The sequence below is a fragment of the Pseudomonas sp. AD21 genome (genome assembly GCF_002878485.1).
Classification (GTDB): Bacteria; Pseudomonadota; Gammaproteobacteria; order Pseudomonadales; family Pseudomonadaceae; genus Aquipseudomonas.
Window position 1 is genome coordinate 112,640 of sequence record NZ_NQYG01000011.1, and the last position, 20,728, is coordinate 133,367.

The window sequence follows — 20,728 nt, forward strand, 5'->3', positions numbered from 1 at the left end:
AACGGCATTGCGTTGGCCCTGGCTGACATCACTGATCAATGAAAGGTCAATGCCAGCAAGCTGATCGCCAGTTTGCGGATGTCTTCTCCCCAGCCCAGATCATGCGGACTGATTGCCAGCGGGAAATGCAGCTGGATACGCAGCAGGCCTTGTTGCGCGACCAGGGCCTGCACCTCGGCGGGCAGGTTGATGTTGATTGTATTGCCGGTGGCATTGCTCAGGCTGGCAGAGATTACCGGCACGTTATTGATGCTGATCTCCACCGTTTGGCGCGGAGTTTTCTCAGACAGGAACGCGTTGGTTTCAAGTGTCAGTGAACTCACGCCAGCCTTGGGCCGCAGGATGATCTCGGCATCCGGCCCTACCGACCCCGTGCCCTGCGCATCGGCAAACCACCAGCCTTTGCCGAGTGCATCTACCGCGTGGCTCCCCGCCACAAACTGCAGTTTTTCACCGGCGCCGAATGAAGGGATCAGATCCCGGGGTGCACCGTCCATGCGTGGCAGGCAGTCAGCGCAGCGCTTCCAGCCCGGAGCCAGCACATAAAAGCCGTCAATCATGGCCAGCCCATCGCTGTCGCCATCGACGTTGAGCGCCGCTTGCAGCGCTGATCGCTGCTCAAGCACGTAGAGGGTGTTGCGCTCATAACGGCCAGACTCGATGGCCCTGGCCGCCGCATGCTGCAGATCCTCCTGCGCTTGCGCGCTCACCCGGCCCAGGTACACCGCATCGGTGGCGAGATGATTCTTGCCCGCGTAATCGGAGAGGATCATCCAATGAGTCGTCAGGTTCTGCGGAATTACGTAGCGGACCTTCTGATAGTGCGCTGCCGCGCTGTGCCAGAACGGATTGACCATCGGGGAATTCCAGGTCGCAGTCGGTGTGACCATCTGCTGCCGGCGTATGCCTGCCCAACCGGCGCGGGTGTCGAAGACCTGTACCAGCATCGCCGTCACCAGCAGCAACAGCGCAGTCCGTGGCGACGCGTTACGCGCGACCTGGAACACCACCGCAAAGATCGCCGCGTACATGACAGGCCAGATCATCCGCCCCGAAGCGCGGAAAATGCCGGCCATGGAAATGACGGGGTCAGGCAACCAGTAGACGAACTCGACCGGTCCGACGCCGATCCTGTTGGAGAACGCAAAAAGCATCAGTCCAAACAGTGCCAGCAGCAATACCCAACGTTTGCGTATCGTTGCAACGATCTGGCCTTCGCCTGAGCAAATGAACCACAACGTGCAAACGAACAGGAACATCACCCCCAGCCCCGGGAACGCCATGCCAGCCGAATCCCCGGGTACGCCGGGTATATCGCCCAGGACGCAAGACCATCCAGCGGGGTCGAAAAACGTCAGCACGTTGGCGCGAAACAATCCGAATCCGAATGACGTCAGTCCCTCACCTTCGACGGTGAAATAGCCTGCTTGCCAGCAACACACCCCGGTCAGCAACAGCAGGCCAACCAGTTCGACGATCGACTTTTTCAGCAGCATCTGCCGCCTCAATGATCGGGCCGCCAGGTCGGCCAGCCAGATCAAGCCCACCATTGCCAACAGATAAGCGTGTATCAAGGCCGCGACCGCCAACAACACGCCCCAGGCCAAACGCCGCCGTTCGGCGTGAGGACGCAGGGCCAGATACAAAGCGGCGAGGATCAGGAAATGCCCGGCAAGGGATAAATGCTCGCCCATCCGCGATATCAGTGCCGGGTTGAACAGAAACAGTGCCGCCCCCAGCAAACGCAGCGCAACGTTGGCAGTGGCCAGGCCCATCAGCTTCCAGGCGAACCAGCCCTGCAACACAAAACACAGCAGCAGCCACAGACCAAAGTACTGGAAAGGCTCGGGCAGCCACGCGGCAAAGGGTTTGAAGATCAACGCCAGCAGCGGGTTCGAATCCGAGTAGATGATTGCGCTGCTCAGTTCCAATCCATACGAAGGATTGAGCCCCAGCGGCAACGACCAGGGCGAATGCCTGAAAAACACCCAGCCAAGATAGTGTGTTGCCGGATCACCGCTGCCCAACCACGCAATGTTTTGCGGGTTTAGCGCCCTTGGACCGATGACGATAAAAAAAGCCAGAATCCCCAACAGCAAGGGCAGCACATTGACCGATAGACGTGTGACGGAATCCTTCGTTACGCATAGATGAGTCAATTGATTGCTCGTTTTTTAGTCGTTTTTTTACAATCCGACCGCCGCCAGTCTGCGACGAAAGAGCCGCATCGTATCGCGCCTCAAGACGAAACTGAACGCAAAAAAAAGCCCGCTTGCGCGGGCCTTTCCTGTGCGGAGTCGGCAACCTAGAAGTCCAGGTTGGATACCGCCAGCGCATTGCTCTCAATGAAGTCACGGCGAGGTTCGACCGCATCACCCATCAGGGTGTTGAAAATCTGATCCGCGCCAATGGCGTCTTCGATGGTGACCTTCAGCATGCGGCGCACGCTTGGGTCCATGGTGGTTTCCCACAGCTGATCCGGGTTCATTTCGCCCAGACCTTTGTATCGCTGAATAGTGTGACGCTTGGTGCTTTCAGCCATCAGCCAGTCCAAAGCTTCCTTGAACTCGGTGACCGCTTTCTTGCGCTCGCCACGCTGGATGTAGGCGCCTTCGTCGAGCAGGGTGCTCAGTTGAGCGCCGAGGGTGACGACAGTCTTGTAGTCGTTACTGCCGAAGAAGTCGCGGTTGAAGGTGACGTAGTTCGACAGGCCGTGGGAGATCAGTTCAACCTCTGGCAGCCACACGCCACGTTCACGGTCTTCACGCAGGCTGGCCTTGTAGACCAGGCCCGACTTCTCGACGGTGCGCAGACGGACTTCGTACTGGGCCAGCCAGTCCTGCATCTTGGCGTGGTCGCCGAGCATTTCCAGGCTGACGGCCGGCAGGTAAATGAAGTGCTCGGTCAGTTCCTGTGGGTACAGGCGCGACAGACGCTTGAGGGTCTTCATTACCATGCGGAAGTCGTTTACCAGGCGCTCCAGGGCTTCACCGGAAATGCCCGGGGCCTCTTCGTTCAGGTGCAGGCTCGCATCTTCCAGGGCCGACTGCGTCATGTACTCTTCCATGGCGTCGTCGTCTTTGATGTATTGCTCTTGCTTGCCTTTCTTGACCTTGTACAGCGGCGGCTGGGCGATGTAGATGTAGCCGCGCTCGATCAGCTCCGGCAACTGACGGAAGAAGAAGGTCAGCAGCAAGGTACGGATGTGCGAACCGTCGACGTCAGCATCGGTCATGATGATGATGTTGTGATAACGCAGCTTGTCGATGTTGTACTCATCGCGACCGATGCCGCAGCCCAGCGCGGTGATCAGCGTACCCACTTCCTGGGACGAGATCATCTTGTCGAAACGAGCCTTCTCGACGTTGAGGATCTTGCCCTTCAACGGCAGGATCGCCTGGGTCTTGCGGTTACGTCCCTGCTTGGCAGAGCCGCCCGCGGAGTCACCTTCCACGAGGTACAGTTCGGACAGTGCCGGGTCTTTTTCCTGGCAGTCAGCGAGCTTGCCCGGCAGGCCGGCGATGTCCAGCGCGCCTTTGCGGCGGGTCATCTCACGGGCTTTACGCGCCGCTTCACGAGCACGGGCCGCGTCGATCATCTTGCCGACGACCAGCTTGGCTTCGTTCGGGTTTTCCAGCAGGAAGTCGGAGAAGTACTTGCCCATCTCCTGCTCGACCGCGGTCTTCACTTCGGAAGACACCAGCTTGTCTTTGGTCTGCGAGCTGAACTTCGGATCCGGCACTTTCACCGAGATGATCGCGGTCAGGCCTTCACGTGCGTCGTCACCGGTGGTCGCGACTTTGTGCTTCTTCGCCAGACCTTCCTGCTCGATGTAGTTGTTCAGGTTACGCGTCAGGGCCGAACGGAAGCCCACCAGGTGGGTGCCGCCGTCGCGCTGCGGAATGTTGTTGGTGAAGCACAACAGGTTCTCGTTGAAGCTGTCGTTCCACTGCAGGGCGATTTCCACGCCGATGCCGTCTTCACGCTGGATGTTGAAGTGGAACACCTGGTTGACCGCAGTCTTGTTGGTGTTCAGGTATTCAACGAACGCACGCAAGCCGCCTTCGTACTTGAACAGCTCTTCCTTGCCGCTGCGCTCGTCCTTGAGGACGATGCCGACACCGGAGTTGAGGAAGGACAGTTCACGAATACGCTTGGCCAGGATGTCCCAGCTGAAGTGAATGTTCTTGAAGGTTTCGCTGGAAGCCTTGAAGTGGATCTGGGTACCGGTGGTTTCGCTGTCGCCAACAATGGCCATCGGAGCCTGAGGTACGCCGTGGACGTAGGTCTGTTCCCAGATCTTGCCGCTGCGACGAACAGTCAGTACCAGCTCTTCGGACAGGGCGTTCACTACCGACACACCTACACCGTGCAGACCGCCGGATACTTTGTAGGAGTTGTCGTCGAACTTACCGCCAGCGTGGAGGACGGTCATGATGACCTCGGCGGCGGAAACGCCTTCCTCTTTGTGCACGTCTACCGGGATGCCACGGCCGTTGTCTTTAACGGTGATGGACTCATCCGGGTGGATGATGATGCTGATGTCGTCGCAGTGGCCCGCGAGGGCTTCGTCGATCGAGTTGTCGACCACCTCGAACACCATGTGGTGCAGACCGCTGCCATCGTCGGTGTCACCAATGTACATACCGGGACGTTTGCGTACGGCATCCAGGCCTTTCAGCACTTTAATGCTCGTTGAGTCGTACGTATTTTCTTCGCTCAATGCCTTCACTCCCGATGGTCGTGGGTCTGGGTGATACGGCCCTGTTCCACGTGGAACAGAGCGACTGGCGTTTCCGTCTGCCAGCCTTCCCTCAATAATTCGTGATCTACACAGGTGATGAACACCTGGCAGCGTAAGTCTTCCAGCAAGCGGCACAACGCGCGACGGTGGTTCTCGTCCAGCTCGGACGGCAAGTCATCCACCAGATAAATACACTGACCGCGACGGGCCTGGCTGACCAGGTGCCCTTGGGCAATCCGCAGTGCACAGACCACCAACTTCTGCTGACCCCGGGACAAGATGTCCGCGGCGTTGTGTGCGCCCAATCTAAGACGCAAATCAGCCCGTTGCGGTCCGGCCTGGGTATGACCCATTTGCTGATCCCGTTGCACGGAGCCAGCCAGTACGGCGCTCAATTCCCGGTCTTTGTCCCAGCCTCGGTAATAGCTGAGCGTCAAACCTTCGAGCTCAACCAGTTCGCTCAAGGTTTGTTCAAAGACTGGTTTCAAGGCTTTGATGTAAGCGCGGCGGTATTCATCGATTTCAGCGCTGGCCTGGCACAGTTCCCTGTCCCAAACCGCTTGCGAAACGGCGTCAAGTGTACCATGCCGCAGCCAGGAGTTTCTCTGGCGCAAGGCCTTCTGCAAACGCTGCCAGGTCGCCATGAACCGTGGCTCGACGTGGAACACGCCCCAGTCGAGGAACTGCCGGCGAATCTTCGGCGCACCTTCGAGCAGGCGGAAGCTGTCAGGGTTGATCAACTGCAGTGGCAGGATCTCCGCCAGTTGCGCAGCACTGCGGGCGTTCTGACCGTCGATGCGGATCTGGAACTCGCCCTGACGATCGCGGGATATCCCCAATGCGCTATGGCCACCCTCGGCCAATTCGACCTGACCGAACACGGTGCAGGCGAGTTGCTCATACTGGATGACCGGCAACAGCCGCGTGCTACGAAACGAACGGGCAAGCCCCAGCAGATGAATGGCTTCCAGAACACTGGTTTTGCCGCTGCCGTTGGCGCCGTAAAGGATGTTGATGCGGGGGGAAGGGGAGAAGGTCACCGGGTGCAGATTGCGCACCGCGGTGACCGAAACACGACTTAAGGACATCCAGGGTCAGCTGATTACAGACGCATCGGCATGACAACGTAAGCCGAGTCGTCATTGTCGGACTCTTGCACCAGCGCACTGCTGTTGGAGTCGGACAGGATCAGGCGAACCTGCTCGGTGGTCATCACGCCCAGCACGTCGAGCAAGTAGCTAACGTTGAAGCCGATTTCCAGCGAGCCGCCGTTGTATTCAACGCCCACTTCTTCTTCCGCTTCTTCCTGTTCCGGGTTGTTGGCCTGGATCTTCAACTGGCCGCTGGCCAGTTGCAGACGGATACCACGGTATTTTTCGTTGGACAGAATCGCGGTACGGCTGAAGGCTTCACGCAGTGCCTGACGATCGCCCAGTACCAGCTTGTCACCACCTTTTGGCAGAACGCGCTCGTAGTCCGGGAATTTGCCGTCGACCAGTTTCGAGGTGAAGGTGAATTCACCGGTGGTGGCGCGAATGTGGTGCTGACCGAGGACGATGCTGACGTTGCCGTCCGGCTCGGTGAGCAGACGCGCCAGTTCGAGAATACCTTTACGCGGCACGATCACCTGATGGCGATCCGGCTGACCGATATCGGCTTTCATCGAGCACATGGCCAGACGGTGACCGTCGGTGGCCACAGCGCGGATGATGCCTTCAGACACTTCCAGCAGCATACCGTTGAGGTAATAACGCACGTCCTGCTGGGCCATGGCGAAGCTGGTGCGTTCGATCAGACGACGCAGTTTGCTTTGCTCCAGGCTACAGGTCAGCGACCCCGGGCCTTCTTCCACCGTCGGGAAATCGTTGGCCGGCAGGGTCGACAGGGTGAAGCGGCTACGGCCCGCCTTCACGACCAGTTTCTGCTCGTCGACCTTGATGTCGATCAGCGCATCGTTGGGCAGGCTCTTGCAGATGTCCATCAACTTGCGCGCAGGCACGGTGATGGAACCTGTTTCGGCCGGCTCTTCGAGTTGCACGCGACCGACCAGCTCGACTTCCAGGTCGGTACCGGTCAGCGACAGTTGCTGGCCATCGACGACCAACAGCACGTTGGAGAGTACCGGCAAGGTCTGTCGGCGCTCAACGACGCCTGCGACCAGTTGCAGGGGTTTCAACAGGGCTTCGCGTTGAATGGTGAAATGCATGGTCTAGTCCCTTGCCTTAATAAGCTGCGCTGGTGTTCATCAAGTGGTCAGTGTACGCAGCAGGTTCTTGTAGTCCTCGCGGATGTCCGCGTCGGATTCCTTAAGTTCGTTGATCTTGCGGCAGGCGTGCAACACCGTCGTGTGGTCGCGACCGCCAAACACATCGCCGATTTCCGGCAGGCTGTGGTTGGTCAGTTCCTTGGACAACGCCATGGCTACCTGACGTGGACGTGCGACCGAGCGCGAACGGCGCTTGGACAGCAGATCCGAGATCTTGATCTTGTAGTACTCGGCGACGGTGCGCTGAATGTTATCCACAGAGACCAGTTTGTCCTGCAACGCCAACAGGTCTTTCAGGGATTCGCGAATCAACTCGATGGTGATGTCGCGGCCCATGAAGTGCGAGTGGGCGATCACGCGTTTCAGCGCGCCTTCCAGCTCACGGACGTTGGAGCGAATGCGTTGGGCAATGAAGAACGCGGCGTCATGCGGCAAGTCGACTTTGGCCTGGTCGGCCTTCTTCATCAAGATCGCCACGCGGGTTTCCAGTTCCGGCGGCTCGACGGCAACCGTCAGGCCCCAGCCGAAGCGGGATTTGAGGCGCTCTTCAAGGCCTTCGATTTCTTTCGGGTAGCGGTCACTGGTGAGAATGACCTGCTGGCCACCTTCAAGCAGGGCATTGAAGGTGTGGAAAAACTCTTCCTGCGAACGCTCTTTACGGGCGAAGAACTGAATGTCGTCGATCAGCAGGGCATCCACCGAACGGTAGAAACGCTTGAACTCGTTGATCGCGTTCAGTTGCAGCGCCTTGACCATGTCGGCCACGAAACGCTCGGAATGCAGGTACACGACCTTGGCATTCGGATTCTTCTTTAACAGGTGGTTACCCACAGCGTGCATCAAGTGGGTTTTACCCAGGCCGACGCCGCCATAAAGGAACAGCGGGTTGTAGCCATGCTTGGGATTGTCAGCCACCTGCCAGGCCGCCGCACGGGCGAGCTGGTTGGACTTGCCTTCAACGAAGTTCTCGAAGGTGAAAGTGCGGTTCAGGTAACTGGTGTGCTTGAGCGCACCTTCAACCTGAACATTGCGCTGTTCGGCGCGAACCGGGGCCTGTTGCGAGGCCGCACCAGCCATCGGATCAAAGCTGTCGCGGGACGGCTCTTCACTGACTTCCTCGGTTTTCTGCGTCGAGCGTTTGGTCGGTGCAGCCGTCGGGGCCGGTGCTGGAGCACTGACCGGCGCGGCATTGGCTTGAGCCAGGGACGCTTGCGCAGCAGCCAACGGCGCATTCGGCGCGGCACGCGGTGCCGAACTGCGTTTACTGCCTATTAATAAGGAAAGCGCAGGCGCCATGCCGTTGCCGTGCTCATCCAGCAGTTCAAGGACGCGCCCCAGGTACTTTTCGTTGACCCAGTCCAGCACAAAACGGTTCGGTGCGTAGACGCGCAACTCGTCGCCTTCGGCTTCGACCTGTAGTGGACGGATCCAAGTGTTGAATTGTTGGGCAGGCAGCTCCTCGCGCAAAAGCTCCACGCACTGCTGCCAAAGTTCCACTGACACGGATATCCCCTAAGTTGAAAGCCGGTGAGGCAAAAACAAGCGACCATTGTAACGGCGAGCGGTCCACTTATCCACATGCAGGTTGTGTGGTGAACATGATTAATCAATGCGTTAACCAGCAAAAAGGCGACCAACGGTGTGTGAATAAGCTCTGTGGATAACCGCCTCTGAGGGCACTGGACAACTGGGGGTAGAACTCGGTGGATAACCAGGCTGTGGATAACTGACGTTTCCACACACAGGTTATCCGATAGCGCAGCACAGGCTGACCACGGTTTTCCACTGTAGTTGTCATTCTCTGTACATCACGTTGTACAAGGGCTGGATATGGTTATCCACAGAAGATGGCCGCCCTAGCTTTTACAAGCTTTACAGAAAAGCTTTAAATAATTCCCTTCTTTATTTTTATATCTGGCAAACCGGATTTCGGTTCAGGAAGCTCCAGAGATCTATTTATAAGGAAACGCTGGTTGGAAATTGACCTGAAGGCTTGCTTTCTCTAGAATCCCCGGTCTCTTAAAACGGGGGCCATTCCGGCCCGTTGTGGACGAACCAGGTAACACGACATGAAACGTACTTTCCAACCAAGCACTATCAAACGCGCTCGTACCCACGGTTTCCGTGCTCGCATGGCTACCAAGAACGGCCGCGCAGTCCTGTCGCGTCGTCGCGCCAAAGGTCGTGCGCGTCTGGCAGTTTGATAATCCGGTACTGGAGGTGAGTCAGGACTTCAGTCGGGAAAAGCGTCTGCTTACCCCCCGGCATTTCAAGGCAGTCTTTGACTCCCCTACCGGCAAGGTTCCGGGGAAAAATCTCCTGCTCCTTGCGCGCAACAACGATCTTGATCACCCCCGTCTCGGGCTGGTTATCGGGAAAAAGAGCGTAAAGCTCTCCGTCGAGCGCAATCGTCTCAAACGTCTTATGCGCGAATCGTTTCGCCTGCACCAGGATTCACTGGTCGGCTGGGACATCGTTATCGTCGCGCGCAAAGGTTTGGGCGATGTAGAAAACCCCGAATTGATTCAGCATTTCGGCAAACTCTGGAAGCGGCTGGCCCGTAACAAGCCAGTTCCAGCAGTCAAAGCCGAAACTGTAGGGGTAGACAGTCCAGATGCGTAAACTGGCCCTCGTTCCGATCCAGTTTTATCGCTATGCCATTAGTCCCCTGATGGCTGATCACTGTCGTTTCTACCCCAGTTGTTCCTGCTACGCGTTAGAAGCCATCGAAAATCATGGCCTTCTGCGCGGTGGCTGGCTGACCTTTCGTCGTTTAGGTCGCTGTCATCCGTGGAATCCCGGTGGTTATGACCCGGTTCCACCTATCCCTACCTCCCGTTCTTCTTCGATGGCCGAGTAATCATGGATATCAAACGCACGATCCTGATCGTCGCCCTGGCAATCGTGTCCTACGTTATGGTTCTTAAATGGAACCAGGACTATGGCCAGGCTGCCCTGCCGACTCAGAATGTTGCTTCCAGTACGACTGCATCCGGTTTGCCGGACACCGTTCCTGGCAATAACGCTTCCGCCAGTGACGATATTCCGCGTGCCGCAAGCGATACCAGCGCACCTGTGGAAACTCCGGTCGCTGCCAGCAAGGATCTGATCCAGGTCAAAACCGACGTGCTCGATCTCGCGATCGATCCACAGGGCGGTGACGTTGCGCAACTGACCTTGCCACTGTATCCACGTCGTCAGGACCGTCCGGATGTTCCGTTCCAGCTGTTCGACAACGGCGGCGAGCGTACTTATCTGGCACAAAGCGGCCTGATCGGCACCAACGGTCCGGACGCTAGCCCGGCCGGTCGTCCGGTTTACGCCTCGGAGAAGAAAAGTTATCAACTGGCTGACGGTCAGGACCAACTGGTCGTCGACCTGAAGTTCAGCAAGGACGGCGTCAACTACATCAAGCGTTTCACCCTGAAACGCGGCCTGTATGACGTGACCGTGACCTACCTTGTGGATAACCAGAGCGCTCAGCCCTGGTCCGGTTCGATGTTCGCTCAGTTGAAGCGCGACGCCAGTGCCGACCCTTCGTCGACCACTGCTACCGGTACCGCGACTTACCTGGGCGCCGCCCTGTGGACAAGTTCCGAGCCGTACAAGAAAGTGTCCATGAAAGACATGGACAAAGGTCAGCTCAAGGAAACCGTCACCGGTGGCTGGGTAGCCTGGCTGCAACACTACTTCGTGACTGCGTGGGTTGCGCCGAAAGGCGAAAACAACATCGTTCAGACGCGTAAAGACAGCAAAGGCAACTACATCATCGGTTACACCGGTCCTTCGTTGACCGCTGCACCGGGTGCAAAAGTTGAAACCAGCGCCATTCTGTACGCCGGCCCGAAAAGCCAGGCAGTGCTGAAAGAGTTGTCCCCAGGTCTGGAACTGACGGTCGACTACGGCATTCTGTGGTTCATCGCTCAACCGATCTTCTGGTTGCTGCAACACATCCACGCGATTGTCGGTAACTGGGGCTGGTCGATCATCTTCCTGACCATGCTGATCAAAGGGATCTTCTTCCCGTTGTCGGCTGCCAGCTACAAATCCATGGCGCGCATGCGTGCCGTTGCTCCGAAACTGGCTGCATTGAAAGAGCAACATGGCGATGACCGGCAGAAAATGTCGCAGGCCATGATGGAGCTGTACAAGAAAGAGAAGATCAATCCGCTGGGCGGTTGCTTGCCGATCCTCGTGCAGATGCCGGTTTTCCTTTCGCTGTACTGGGTTCTGCTGGAAAGTGTGGAAATGCGCCAGGCGCCATTCATGCTGTGGATCACCGACCTGTCGATCAAGGATCCGTTCTTCATCCTGCCGATCATCATGGGCGCAACCATGTTCATCCAGCAGCGTCTGAACCCGACTCCGCCGGATCCGATGCAGGCGAAGGTCATGAAAATGATGCCAATCATCTTCACCTTCTTCTTCCTGTGGTTCCCTGCGGGTCTGGTGCTGTACTGGGTTGTGAACAACTGCCTGTCGATTGCCCAACAGTGGTACATCACGCGTAAGATCGAAGCGGCGACGAAAAAAGCCGAGGCGTAACTTACTCTGTGGATAACACCACTCAAAACGCCCCCTAGTGGGGCGTTTTGCTATCTGTCACTTTTGTCTGGATACCGTTTTATGAGCGCACCTCGTGAAACCATCGCCGCCGTCGCTACCGCTCAAGGTCGCGGTGGTGTCGGCATCGTCCGTATTTCCGGGCCGTTGGCCAGTGTTGCGGCCAAAGCCATCAGCGGCCGCGAACTGAAACCGCGATACGCTCATTACGGTCCGTTTTTCAGTGATGATCAGCAGGTGCTGGACGAAGGCCTGGCCCTGTATTTCCCTGGGCCGAACTCGTTCACCGGCGAAGACGTACTGGAACTGCAGGGCCACGGCGGCCCGATCGTTCTGGACATGCTGCTCAAACGTTGTCTGGAACTGGGCTGCCGCTTGGCGCGGCCGGGCGAATTCAGCGAACGTGCGTTCCTCAACGACAAGCTCGACCTGGCCCAGGCCGAGGCGATCGCCGATCTGATCGAAGCCAGTTCTGCACAGGCTGCACGCAATGCCCTGCGTTCCTTGCAAGGTGCGTTTTCCCTGCGTGTGCATAACCTCACCGAACAATTGATCGCGCTGCGCATCTACGTCGAAGCCGCCATCGACTTTCCGGAAGAGGAAATCGACTTTCTTGCCGATGGCCATGTGCTGAGCATGCTCGACAAGGTCCGCGATGAACTGTCCACAGTGCTTCGCGAAGCCGGGCAGGGTGCCTTGTTGCGTGATGGTATGACCGTGGTGATAGCCGGTCGTCCGAATGCTGGCAAGTCCAGCTTGTTGAATGCCCTGGCCGGACGCGAAGCAGCGATCGTGACTGAGATTGCAGGTACTACGCGAGACATCCTGCGTGAACATATCCACATTGATGGCATGCCGTTGCACGTAGTGGATACCGCTGGTCTGCGCGATACCGACGATCAGGTGGAAAAAATCGGCGTTGAGCGCGCGTTAAAAGCCATCACTGAAGCGGATCGCGTGCTCTTAGTCGTCGATGCGACCGCTCCGGAAGCAGCAGATCCGTTTGCGCTATGGCCGGAATTCCTCGAAACCCGACCGGATCCAGCCAAAGTCACCTTGATCCGCAACAAGGCTGACCTCACCGGGGAAGCGATTGCCCTGGAAGTCAGCGAGGATGGCCATGTCACCATCAGCCTGAGCGCCAAATCGGCCGGTGACGGTCTGGAATTGCTGCGTGAACACCTCAAGGCCTGCATGGGCTATGAACAAACCTCGGAAAGCAGCTTCAGTGCCCGCCGTCGGCATCTTGAGGCCCTGCGGCATGCCAGTGCCGCGCTGGAACACGGGCGCGCGCAGCTGACATTGGCAGGCGCAGGTGAACTGCTGGCTGAAGATTTGCGTCAGGCGCAGCAGTCCCTGGGGGAAATCACCGGAGCATTCAGTTCCGATGACCTGCTCGGCCGGATCTTTTCCAGCTTCTGCATCGGTAAATAGTCTTCTGCTGTACACAGACAGGCCCGTTCGCGGCCTGTCTGCTCCTCTCTTTCTCCACACCTTCCTTCAGTGCTGGGCAGATCCCCTCTCCCTGAGCGGATTTTTCGTGCCCGCATCATCCCCATTCAGCCATTTTCTGTGGATTAAGCCCTGTGAATAACTGCCAATGAGGTCAGTTGATAACAGGGCTTCAAAACTGGATATAACTGCCCCTGTGGATAACCACCCCATTCATCCACAGGCTTAAACCGGTTATCCAAGGGCCTCATTGGCACCTGGTCACAGGGTTTTGAAACGCTGTACATATTGAATAATAAGGCCTGTAGAGATCTATCCACAGAAATGTCGGTCAGTAAAAATAAACATAAAAACAAAGGTTTTATAAATTTCTCTCTTTTTTATTCTTTTAACCTTGAGTTCTCCACAGCTGGTTAAATTTTGTGCAAAGGGTTCTTTAGGAAGGGCGAAGTCCCTATACTTGTCGACCAGGTCCAGAAACCTGATCTCAAACTATTCCTGAATTACCTACTTAAGCAGGCACGAGGTGCGTGGTGGATTTCCCTTCCCGTTTTGAAGTGATCGTCATCGGCGGCGGTCATGCCGGTACCGAGGCAGCACTGGCCTCAGCACGTATGGGGGCAAAAACCCTGTTGCTGACGCATAACGTGGAAACCCTCGGTGCCATGAGTTGCAACCCGGCCATCGGTGGCATTGGCAAAAGCCATCTGGTCAAGGAAATCGACGCCCTCGGCGGCGCGATGGCCATGGCGACCGATTTGGGCGGCATCCAGTTTCGCGTGTTGAACAGCCGCAAAGGCCCGGCCGTGCGTGCCACTCGTGCACAAGCCGACCGGATTCTGTACAAGGCCGCTGTTCGCGAAATTCTGGAAAACCAGCCGAACCTGTGGATATTTCAACAAGCCGCTGATGACCTGATCGTTGAGCAGGAACAAGTGCGCGGTGTTGTCACGCAAATGGGCCTGCGGTTCTTCGCTGATTCCGTGGTGTTGACTACCGGTACGTTCCTTGGCGGACTTATCCACATCGGTTTGCAGAATTTTTCCGGCGGTCGCGCCGGCGATCCACCGTCGATCGCACTGGCTCACCGCCTGCGTGAATTGCCACTGCGTGTCGGTCGCCTGAAAACCGGTACGCCGCCGCGTATCGACGGCAAGTCTGTGGATTTCTCGGTGATGACCGAGCAACCAGGCGATACGCCGATCCCGGTGATGTCGTTCATGGGTAACAAAGAGCAGCATCCACGGCAGGTCAGTTGCTGGATCACCCACACCAACGCCCGCACTCACGAAATCATTGCCGCGAACCTCGATCGTTCGCCGATGTACTCCGCCGCCGGCGAAATCGAGGGCATCGGTCCGCGTTACTGCCCGTCGATCGAAGACAAGATCCACCGCTTTGCCGACAAGGAAAGCCATCAGGTGTTCATCGAACCGGAAGGTCTGACCACCCATGAGCTGTACCCGAACGGGATATCCACAAGCTTGCCGTTCGACGTGCAATTGCAGATCGTGCAATCGATCCGTGGCATGGAGAATGCGCACATCGTGCGTCCGGGTTATGCGATCGAGTACGACTACTTCGATCCGCGTGACCTGAAGTACAGCCTGGAAACCAAAGCGATTGGCGGTTTGTTTTTCGCCGGCCAGATCAACGGCACCACCGGTTACGAAGAAGCTGGCGCCCAAGGTTTGCTCGCTGGCGCCAACGCTGCATTGCGCGCCAAGGGCAAAGATGCCTGGTGTCCGCGTCGCGATGAAGCGTACATCGGCGTGTTGGTCGATGATCTGATCACCCTCGGTACCCAAGAGCCGTACCGCATGTTCACTTCCCGTGCCGAGTACCGCCTGATCCTGCGTGAGGACAACGCCGACCTGCGTCTGACCGAAAAAGGTCGTGAGCTCGGCCTGGTCGATGACACGCGTTGGGCGGCGTTCTGCAAGAAACGCGAAAGCATCGAACTGGAAGAGCAGCGCCTGAAAAGCACTTGGGTTCGTCCAAATACTCAGCAGGGCGATGCGATTGCCGAAAAATTCGGCACGCCACTGACCCACGAATACAACTTGCTCAACCTCTTGAGTCGTCCGGAAATCGACTACGCTGGTCTGGTTGAAGTGACCGGCAACGGCGCCGAAGATCCACAGGTCGCCGAGCAGGTTGAAATCAAGACCAAATACGCCGGTTACATCGACCGTCAACAGGACGAAATCGCCCGTCTGCGCGCCAGTGAAGACACGAAACTGCCTGTGGACATCGATTACACCAACATTTCCGGTCTCTCCAAGGAGATCCAGAGCAAGCTCGGTGCGACGCGTCCGGAGACGCTGGGCCAGGCTTCGCGGATCCCGGGTGTGACCCCGGCAGCGATTTCGCTGTTGATGATTCATTTGAAAAAACGCGGCGCGGGCCGTCAGTTGGAGCAAAGCGCTTGAGTTCTAAGGTCACTTCGCAACACGCCGAAGAGTTATCCACAGGAGCCCGCGAGCTCGGTGTCAATCTCACTGAAGCCCAGCACGAATTGCTGCTGGGTTACCTGGCCCTGTTGATCAAATGGAACCAGGCCTACAACCTGACTGCTGTGCGTGATCCGGACGAAATGGTTTCGCGGCACTTGCTCGACAGTCTGAGCGTGATGTCGTTCATCGAAAACGGCCGCTGGCTCGACGTCGGCAGCGGCGGCGGTATGCCGGGGATCCCGTTGGCGATCCTGTACCCGGACTCGCAAGTGACCTGTCTGGACAGCAACGGCAAGAAAACCCGCTTCCTGACCCAGGTCAAACTCGAACTCAAACTGGATAACCTGCAAGTTATCCACAGTCGCGTCGAAGCTTTCCAGCCTGCACAGCCGTTCAACGGGATCATTTCCCGGGCGTTCAGCAGCATGGAGAACTTCACCAACTGGACTCGCCATCTCGGCGATGCCGATACGCGCTGGCTGGCAATGAAGGGCGTTCATCCGGCCGATGAGCTGGTAGCATTGCCGGCAGACTTCAAACTCGATAGCGAACACGCCCTGGCCGTACCCGGTTGCCAAGGCCAACGCCATCTGCTGATACTGCGCCGCACGGCATGATTGGGAACACAAGCAAGAATGGCTAAGGTATTCGCGATAGCGAACCAGAAAGGTGGTGTGGGCAAGACCACCACCTGCATCAACCTCGCAGCATCCCTGGTCGCGACCAAGCGCCGGGTGCTGTTGATCGATCTCGATCCACAGGGCAACGCCACCATGGGTAGCGGTGTGGATAAACACGGCCTGGAAAACTCGGTTTACGACCTGCTGATCGGCGAATGCGATCTGGCCCAGGCCATGCACTACTCCGAGCACGGCGGTTATCAACTGCTGCCGGCCAACCGCGACCTGACCGCAGCCGAAGTGGTCCTGCTGGAAATGCAGATGAAGGAAAGCCGTCTGCGCAGCGCGCTGGCGCCGATCCGTGAGAACTACGATTACATTCTGATCGACTGCCCGCCGTCGCTGTCGATGCTCACGCTCAACGCACTGGTCGCCGCTGACGGGGTGATTATCCCCATGCAGTGCGAATACTTTGCGCTCGAAGGCTTGAGCGACCTTGTGGATAACATCAAGCGCATCGCTGAACTGCTGAACCCGAACCTGAAGGTCGAAGGTTTGCTGCGCACCATGTACGACCCGCGCCTGAGTCTGATGAACGATGTTTCGGCGCAGCTCAAGGAGCACTTCGGCGAGCAGCTCTACGACACAGTGATCCCGCGCAACATCCGCCTGGCCGAAGCGCCGAGCTACGGGATGCCGGCACTGGCCTACGACAAGCAATCGCGCGGCGCGCTGGCCTACCTGGCCCTGGCGGGCGAGATGGTTCGCCGTCAGCGCAAAAATTCACGCATCGCCGCTGCTCAGCCAACTTAAGGAATCCCCATGGCCGTCAAGAAACGAGGTCTCGGACGTGGACTGGATGCACTGCTGAGTGGTCCGACTGTCAGCGCACTGGAAGAACAGGCCGCGCAGGCGGATACCCGTGAACTGCAACCCCTGCCGCTGGACCTGCTGCAGCGTGGCAAATACCAGCCACGTCGCGACATGGACCCGCAGGCGCTCGAAGAGCTGGCGCAGTCGATCAAGGCACAAGGCGTGATGCAGCCGATTGTGGTTCGCCCGATTGGCGGTGGCCGTTTTGAGATCATTGCCGGTGAACGCCGCTGGCGCGCGAGTCAGCAGGCCGGGCAGGAAACCATTCCGGCCATGGTCCGCGATGTACCGGATGAAACCGCGATCGCCATTGCGCTGATCGAGAACATCCAGCGTGAAGACCTGAACCCGATCGAAGAAGCGGTCGCCCTGCAGCGTCTGCAGCAGGAATTTCAGCTCACTCAGCAACAGGTTGCCGAGGCTGTGGGTAAGTCCCGCGTCACTGTGGCTAACCTGTTACGGCTCATTGCACTGCCTGAAGTCATCAAGACCATGCTGTCCCATGGCGACCTGGAAATGGGTCATGCCCGTGCTTTGCTCGGCTTGCCGGACAATCAGCAGGTGGAAGGGGCGCGACATGTTGTCGCACGCGGCCTGACCGTGCGCCAGACTGAAGCACTGGTTCGCCAGTGGTTGAGTGGCAAACCGGAGCCTGTGGAAGCGGCCAAACCCGACCCGGACATCGCTCGTCTCGAACAGCGTCTGGCCGAGCGCCTAGGCTCTGCGGTGCAGATTCGCCACGGCAAGAAGGGAAAGGGTCAGTTGGTCATCGGTTACAACTCCCTCGATGAGCTTCAAGGTGTGCTCGCGCACATCCGCTGAAACATTTCCTCATGTAGCGCGCAGTCGGAAATCACTACCTGACAGTTGAATAGGGGCAGAACCGCCCCTATACTCTGCGCGCATTTTGTCGGCACAAATTATGCCAAGTTATTGAATTTCGGCAGCCGACCATTGGAGAGCAATCGTGATGGAAACCCGCAAGCCAAACCGCCTGCCGTTCCATCGCCTGGCGGTTTTTCCGGTGTTGATGGCTCAATTTGTCATTTTGCTCATTGCTGCTTTGGCGCTCTGGCAATGGCATGGAGTCGTTGCCGGATACTCGGGACTTTGCGGAGGCCTGATAGCCTTGCTGCCCAATGTTTATTTCGCTCACAAGGCATTTCGGTTTTCCGGCGCCCGAGCAGCCCAGTCCATCGTCCGGTCATTTTATGCCGGCGAGGCAGGCAAACTGATTTTGACGGCAGTGCTGTTTGCACTGGTGTTTGCAGGTGTGAAGCCATTGGCGCCGATCGCAGTATTCGGCGCTTTCGTGCTGACTCAGTCGGTCAGCTGGTTCGCTCCCCTGCTGATGAGAACAAGACTTTCGAGACCTTAGGGCGTTTGAGGCAACCATGGCAGAAACAACCGCTTCGGGCTATATCCAGCACCACTTGCAGAACCTGACCTTCGGTCAGCTACCTAACGGCGGCTGGGGCTTTGCCCATTCCGCAGCAGAAGCCAAAGAAATGGGCTTCTGGGCTTTCCACGTCGATACCCTCGGCTGGTCGGTCGCACTGGGCCTGATTTTCGTTTTCCTTTTCCGCATGGCGGCAAAGAAGGCGACTTCCGGTCAACCGGGTGCCCTGCAGAACTTCGTTGAAGTATTGGTCGAATTCGTCGATGGCAGCGTGAAAGACAGCTTCCATGGCCGTAGCCCGGTGATTGCACCGCTGGCACTGACCATCTTCGTCTGGGTGTTCCTGATGAACGCCGTCGACCTGGTACCGGTCGACTGGATTCCTCAGCTGGCCATCCTGATCACCGGCGACCACCACATCCCGTTCCGTGCCGTGTCGACTACCGACCCGAACGCGACCCTGGGCATGGCGTTCTCGGTTTTCGCACTGATCATTTTCTATAGCATCAAGGTCAAGGGCCTCGGCGGCTTCATCGGCGAACTGACCCTGCACCCGTTCGGCAGCAAGAACATCTTCGTACAAGCCCTGCTGATCCCGGTGAACTTCCTGCTGGAATTCGTGACCCTGATCGCCAAGCCGATCTCCCTGGCTCTGCGTCTGTTCGGCAACATGTATGCCGGCGAGCTGGTGTTCATTCTGATCGCTGTGATGTTCGGCAGCGGCCTGCTCTGGCTGAGCGGCCTGGGCGTTGTTCTGCAGTGGGCGTGGGCGGTGTTCCACATCCTGATCATCACCCTGCAGGCGTTCATCTTCATGATGCTGACCATCGTCTACCTGTCGATGGCGCACGAAGAAAACCATTAAGACCAGTCTCGACTAGTCTGATGTCCCTCCCGGTTAAACGGGAGGGGGCTCTTAACCGGGCCTCTGAAACGATTTGTTTTACCGCTTTAATCTAAAAAACCTAAACCATACGACGTAAAAGTCGGGAGGAAAGATGGAAACTGTAGTTGGTCTAACCGCTATCGCTGTTGCACTGTTGATCGGCCTGGGCGCACTGGGTACCGCAATTGGTTTCGGCCTGCTGGGCGGCAAGTTCCTGGAAGGCGCAGCGCGTCAGCCAGAAATGGTTCCAATGCTGCAAGTTAAAATGTTCATCGTTGCCGGTCTGCTCGACGCCGTAACCATGATCGGTGTTGGTATCGCTCTGTTCTTCACCTTTGCGAACCCGTTCGTTGGTCAGATCGCTGGCTAATTACCCGGATTCTTCCGAGTAATTTGATGTGATGGACAACGTAACTGCGAGGTGTTGGCGTGAACATTAATGCGACCCTGATTGGCCAGTCCGTTGCGTTCCTGATTTTTGTACTGTTCTGCATGAAGTTCGTATGGCCTCCGGTCATCGCTGCTCTGCACGAACGTCAAAAGAAGATCGCTGATGGTCTGGACGCTGCCAGCCGTGCAGCTCGCGACCTGGAGTTGGCCCAAGAGAAAGCGGGTCAGCAACTGCGCGAAGCGAAAGCTCAGGCAGCTGAAATCATCGAGCAAGCCAAGAAACGCGGTAACCAGATTGTCGAAGAGGCCGTTGAAAAGGCCCGTGTCGACGCTGACCGTGTGAAGGTTCAGGCTCAAGCCGAGATCGAACAGGAACTGAACAGTGTCAAAGACAAGCTGCGCGCCCAAGTGGGTTTGCTGGCTGTCGGCGGCGCCGAGAAGATCCTGGGTGCCACAATCGATCAAAACGCGCACGCAGAGCTGGTTAACCAACTGGCTGCTGAAATCTAAGCGAGGGCGATCATGGCAGAACTGACCACGTTGGCCCGACCTTACGCTAAGGCGGCCTTCGAGCACGCTCAGGCCCACCAGCAACTGGCCAATTGGTCAGCCATGCTCGGCCTGGCTGCAGCGGTGTCACAAGATGACACCATGCAGCGCGTGCTCAAGGCCCCGCGACTGACGAGCGCAGAAAAGGCCGCCACGTTTATTGACGTGTGCGGCGACAAGTTTGATGCCAAGGCACAGAACTTCATCAATGTCGTTGCCGAAAACGACCGTCTCCCGCTTCTGCCGGAGATTGCCGCTCTTTTCGACCTGTACAAGGCCGAACAAGAGAAGTCGGTAGACGTTGAAGTGACCAGTGCATTTGCATTGAACCAAGAACAGCAAGACAAACTCGCCAAGGTTCTCAGTGCACGACTCAACCGGGAAGTGCGCCTGCAAGTTGCGGAGGATGCTGCCCTTATAGGTGGTGTCGTTATCCGCGCCGGCGACCTGGTTATCGATGGCTCGATTCGCGGCAAAATCGCGAAACTTGCCGAAGCATTGAAATCTTGAGTTTGAAGGGGCAGCAGAGC

The 20,728-nt window shown here is 57.5% G+C and carries 19 protein-coding genes; 14 read left to right on the forward strand and 5 right to left on the reverse strand.

The genetic code is table 11. From position 1 onward, the window contains the following. Positions 1-35: 35 nt before the first annotated feature. The 5 genes from PseAD21_RS09835 to dnaA form a co-directional block, all read right to left on the reverse strand. Positions 36-2,159 (reverse strand): DUF6311 domain-containing protein, encoded by a 2,124-nt coding sequence (locus tag PseAD21_RS09835; protein WP_102355510.1) that lies wholly within the window; start codon positions 2,157-2,159, stop codon positions 36-38. 146 nt (positions 2,160-2,305) lie between these two features. Next, positions 2,306-4,723: a DNA topoisomerase (ATP-hydrolyzing) subunit B gene (gene gyrB / locus PseAD21_RS09840; RefSeq protein WP_102355511.1), complete on the reverse strand. Its 2,418-nt coding sequence runs from the start codon at positions 4,721-4,723 to the stop codon at positions 2,306-2,308. Positions 4,724-4,728: 5 nt separating this feature from the next. Further along, a complete protein-coding gene (gene recF / locus PseAD21_RS09845) occupies positions 4,729-5,832 on the reverse strand; it encodes a DNA replication/repair protein RecF (RefSeq protein ID WP_102355512.1) in 1,104 nt (367 codons plus the stop codon). 14 nt (positions 5,833-5,846) lie between these two features. Next, positions 5,847-6,950: a DNA polymerase III subunit beta gene (dnaN, locus tag PseAD21_RS09850; RefSeq protein ID WP_102355513.1), complete on the reverse strand. Its 1,104-nt coding sequence runs from the start codon at positions 6,948-6,950 to the stop codon at positions 5,847-5,849. Positions 6,951-6,989: 39 nt separating this feature from the next. Continuing rightward, a complete protein-coding gene (dnaA, locus tag PseAD21_RS09855; protein ID WP_102355514.1) occupies positions 6,990-8,513 on the reverse strand; it encodes a chromosomal replication initiator protein DnaA in 1,524 nt (507 codons plus the stop codon). A gap of 566 nt (positions 8,514-9,079) precedes the next feature. Between dnaA and rpmH the strand changes: the two genes are divergently transcribed. The 14 genes from rpmH to PseAD21_RS09930 all read left to right on the forward strand — a co-directional run bounded on the left by rpmH (position 9,080) and on the right by PseAD21_RS09930 (position 20,708). Next, positions 9,080-9,214: a 50S ribosomal protein L34 gene (gene rpmH / locus PseAD21_RS09860; protein WP_003213577.1), complete on the forward strand. Its 135-nt coding sequence runs from the start codon at positions 9,080-9,082 to the stop codon at positions 9,212-9,214. 16 nt (positions 9,215-9,230) lie between these two features. Beyond that, positions 9,231-9,632 (forward strand): ribonuclease P protein component, encoded by a 402-nt coding sequence (gene rnpA, locus PseAD21_RS09865; protein ID WP_201771622.1) that lies wholly within the window; start codon positions 9,231-9,233, stop codon positions 9,630-9,632. Further along, positions 9,625-9,870, forward strand: coding sequence for a membrane protein insertion efficiency factor YidD (gene yidD, locus PseAD21_RS09870; RefSeq protein WP_010565858.1), 246 nt, complete (start codon positions 9,625-9,627; stop codon positions 9,868-9,870). Before rnpA ends, yidD begins: the two co-directional genes overlap by 8 nt. A gap of 2 nt (positions 9,871-9,872) precedes the next feature. Beyond that, the gene (yidC, locus tag PseAD21_RS09875) at positions 9,873-11,555 is read left to right on the forward strand and encodes a membrane protein insertase YidC (RefSeq protein WP_047596981.1); all 1,683 of its coding nucleotides are present in this window, start codon (positions 9,873-9,875) and stop codon (positions 11,553-11,555) included. Positions 11,556-11,636: 81 nt separating this feature from the next. Further along, the gene (mnmE, locus tag PseAD21_RS09880; protein WP_102355516.1) at positions 11,637-13,007 is read left to right on the forward strand and encodes a tRNA uridine-5-carboxymethylaminomethyl(34) synthesis GTPase MnmE; all 1,371 of its coding nucleotides are present in this window, start codon (positions 11,637-11,639) and stop codon (positions 13,005-13,007) included. A gap of 551 nt (positions 13,008-13,558) precedes the next feature. Continuing rightward, the gene (gene mnmG / locus PseAD21_RS09890) at positions 13,559-15,457 is read left to right on the forward strand and encodes a tRNA uridine-5-carboxymethylaminomethyl(34) synthesis enzyme MnmG (protein WP_102355517.1); all 1,899 of its coding nucleotides are present in this window, start codon (positions 13,559-13,561) and stop codon (positions 15,455-15,457) included. Further along, positions 15,454-16,098, forward strand: a complete 645-nt coding sequence (rsmG, locus tag PseAD21_RS09895) for a 16S rRNA (guanine(527)-N(7))-methyltransferase RsmG (protein WP_038359549.1) — start codon at positions 15,454-15,456, stop codon at positions 16,096-16,098. Before mnmG ends, rsmG begins: the two co-directional genes overlap by 4 nt. Positions 16,099-16,116: 18 nt before the next feature. Further along, entirely contained in the window at positions 16,117-16,914 is a 798-nt protein-coding gene (locus PseAD21_RS09900; RefSeq protein ID WP_003229787.1) for a ParA family protein, read from the forward strand. A 9-nt stretch (positions 16,915-16,923) separates the two neighbouring features. Continuing rightward, positions 16,924-17,796 (forward strand): ParB/RepB/Spo0J family partition protein, encoded by an 873-nt coding sequence (locus PseAD21_RS09905; RefSeq protein ID WP_102355518.1) that lies wholly within the window; start codon positions 16,924-16,926, stop codon positions 17,794-17,796. Positions 17,797-17,944: 148 nt separating this feature from the next. Continuing rightward, positions 17,945-18,352 carry a F0F1 ATP synthase subunit I gene (locus PseAD21_RS09910; RefSeq protein WP_003229783.1) on the forward strand — a complete coding sequence of 136 codons (408 nt, stop codon included), beginning with the start codon at positions 17,945-17,947 and terminating at the stop codon, positions 18,350-18,352. Between the two features lie 16 nt (positions 18,353-18,368). Then, entirely contained in the window at positions 18,369-19,238 is an 870-nt protein-coding gene (atpB, locus tag PseAD21_RS09915) for a F0F1 ATP synthase subunit A (RefSeq protein ID WP_025112248.1), read from the forward strand. A gap of 133 nt (positions 19,239-19,371) precedes the next feature. Next, positions 19,372-19,629, forward strand: a complete 258-nt coding sequence (atpE, locus tag PseAD21_RS09920) for a F0F1 ATP synthase subunit C (RefSeq protein ID WP_003097235.1) — start codon at positions 19,372-19,374, stop codon at positions 19,627-19,629. A gap of 59 nt (positions 19,630-19,688) precedes the next feature. Next, complete coding sequence (locus tag PseAD21_RS09925) at positions 19,689-20,159, forward strand: F0F1 ATP synthase subunit B (protein ID WP_007954149.1); 471 nt, start codon at positions 19,689-19,691, stop codon at positions 20,157-20,159. A gap of 12 nt (positions 20,160-20,171) precedes the next feature. Further along, entirely contained in the window at positions 20,172-20,708 is a 537-nt protein-coding gene (locus PseAD21_RS09930) for a F0F1 ATP synthase subunit delta (RefSeq protein ID WP_007911956.1), read from the forward strand. Positions 20,709-20,728: the final 20 nt, after the last annotated feature.

Excerpts from the sequence above, each read along its gene's own strand:
- recF (WP_102355512.1), bottom strand. The coding sequence starts at position 5,832 with ATGTCCTTAAGTCGTGTTTCGGTCACCGCGGTGCGCAATCTGCACCCG.
- dnaN (WP_102355513.1), bottom strand. The coding sequence starts at position 6,950 with ATGCATTTCACCATTCAACGCGAAGCCCTGTTGAAACCCCTGCAACTG.
- rpmH (WP_003213577.1), top strand. The coding sequence starts at position 9,080 with ATGAAACGTACTTTCCAACCAAGCACTATCAAACGCGCTCGTACCCAC.
- yidD (WP_010565858.1), top strand. The coding sequence starts at position 9,625 with ATGCGTAAACTGGCCCTCGTTCCGATCCAGTTTTATCGCTATGCCATT.
- yidC (WP_047596981.1), top strand. The coding sequence starts at position 9,873 with ATGGATATCAAACGCACGATCCTGATCGTCGCCCTGGCAATCGTGTCC.
- mnmE (WP_102355516.1), top strand. The coding sequence starts at position 11,637 with ATGAGCGCACCTCGTGAAACCATCGCCGCCGTCGCTACCGCTCAAGGT.
- PseAD21_RS09900 (WP_003229787.1), top strand. The coding sequence starts at position 16,117 with ATGGCTAAGGTATTCGCGATAGCGAACCAGAAAGGTGGTGTGGGCAAG.
- PseAD21_RS09905 (WP_102355518.1), top strand. The coding sequence starts at position 16,924 with ATGGCCGTCAAGAAACGAGGTCTCGGACGTGGACTGGATGCACTGCTG.
- PseAD21_RS09910 (WP_003229783.1), top strand. The coding sequence starts at position 17,945 with ATGGAAACCCGCAAGCCAAACCGCCTGCCGTTCCATCGCCTGGCGGTT.
- atpB (WP_025112248.1), top strand. The coding sequence starts at position 18,369 with ATGGCAGAAACAACCGCTTCGGGCTATATCCAGCACCACTTGCAGAAC.
- atpE (WP_003097235.1), top strand. The coding sequence starts at position 19,372 with ATGGAAACTGTAGTTGGTCTAACCGCTATCGCTGTTGCACTGTTGATC.
- PseAD21_RS09930 (WP_007911956.1), top strand. The coding sequence starts at position 20,172 with ATGGCAGAACTGACCACGTTGGCCCGACCTTACGCTAAGGCGGCCTTC.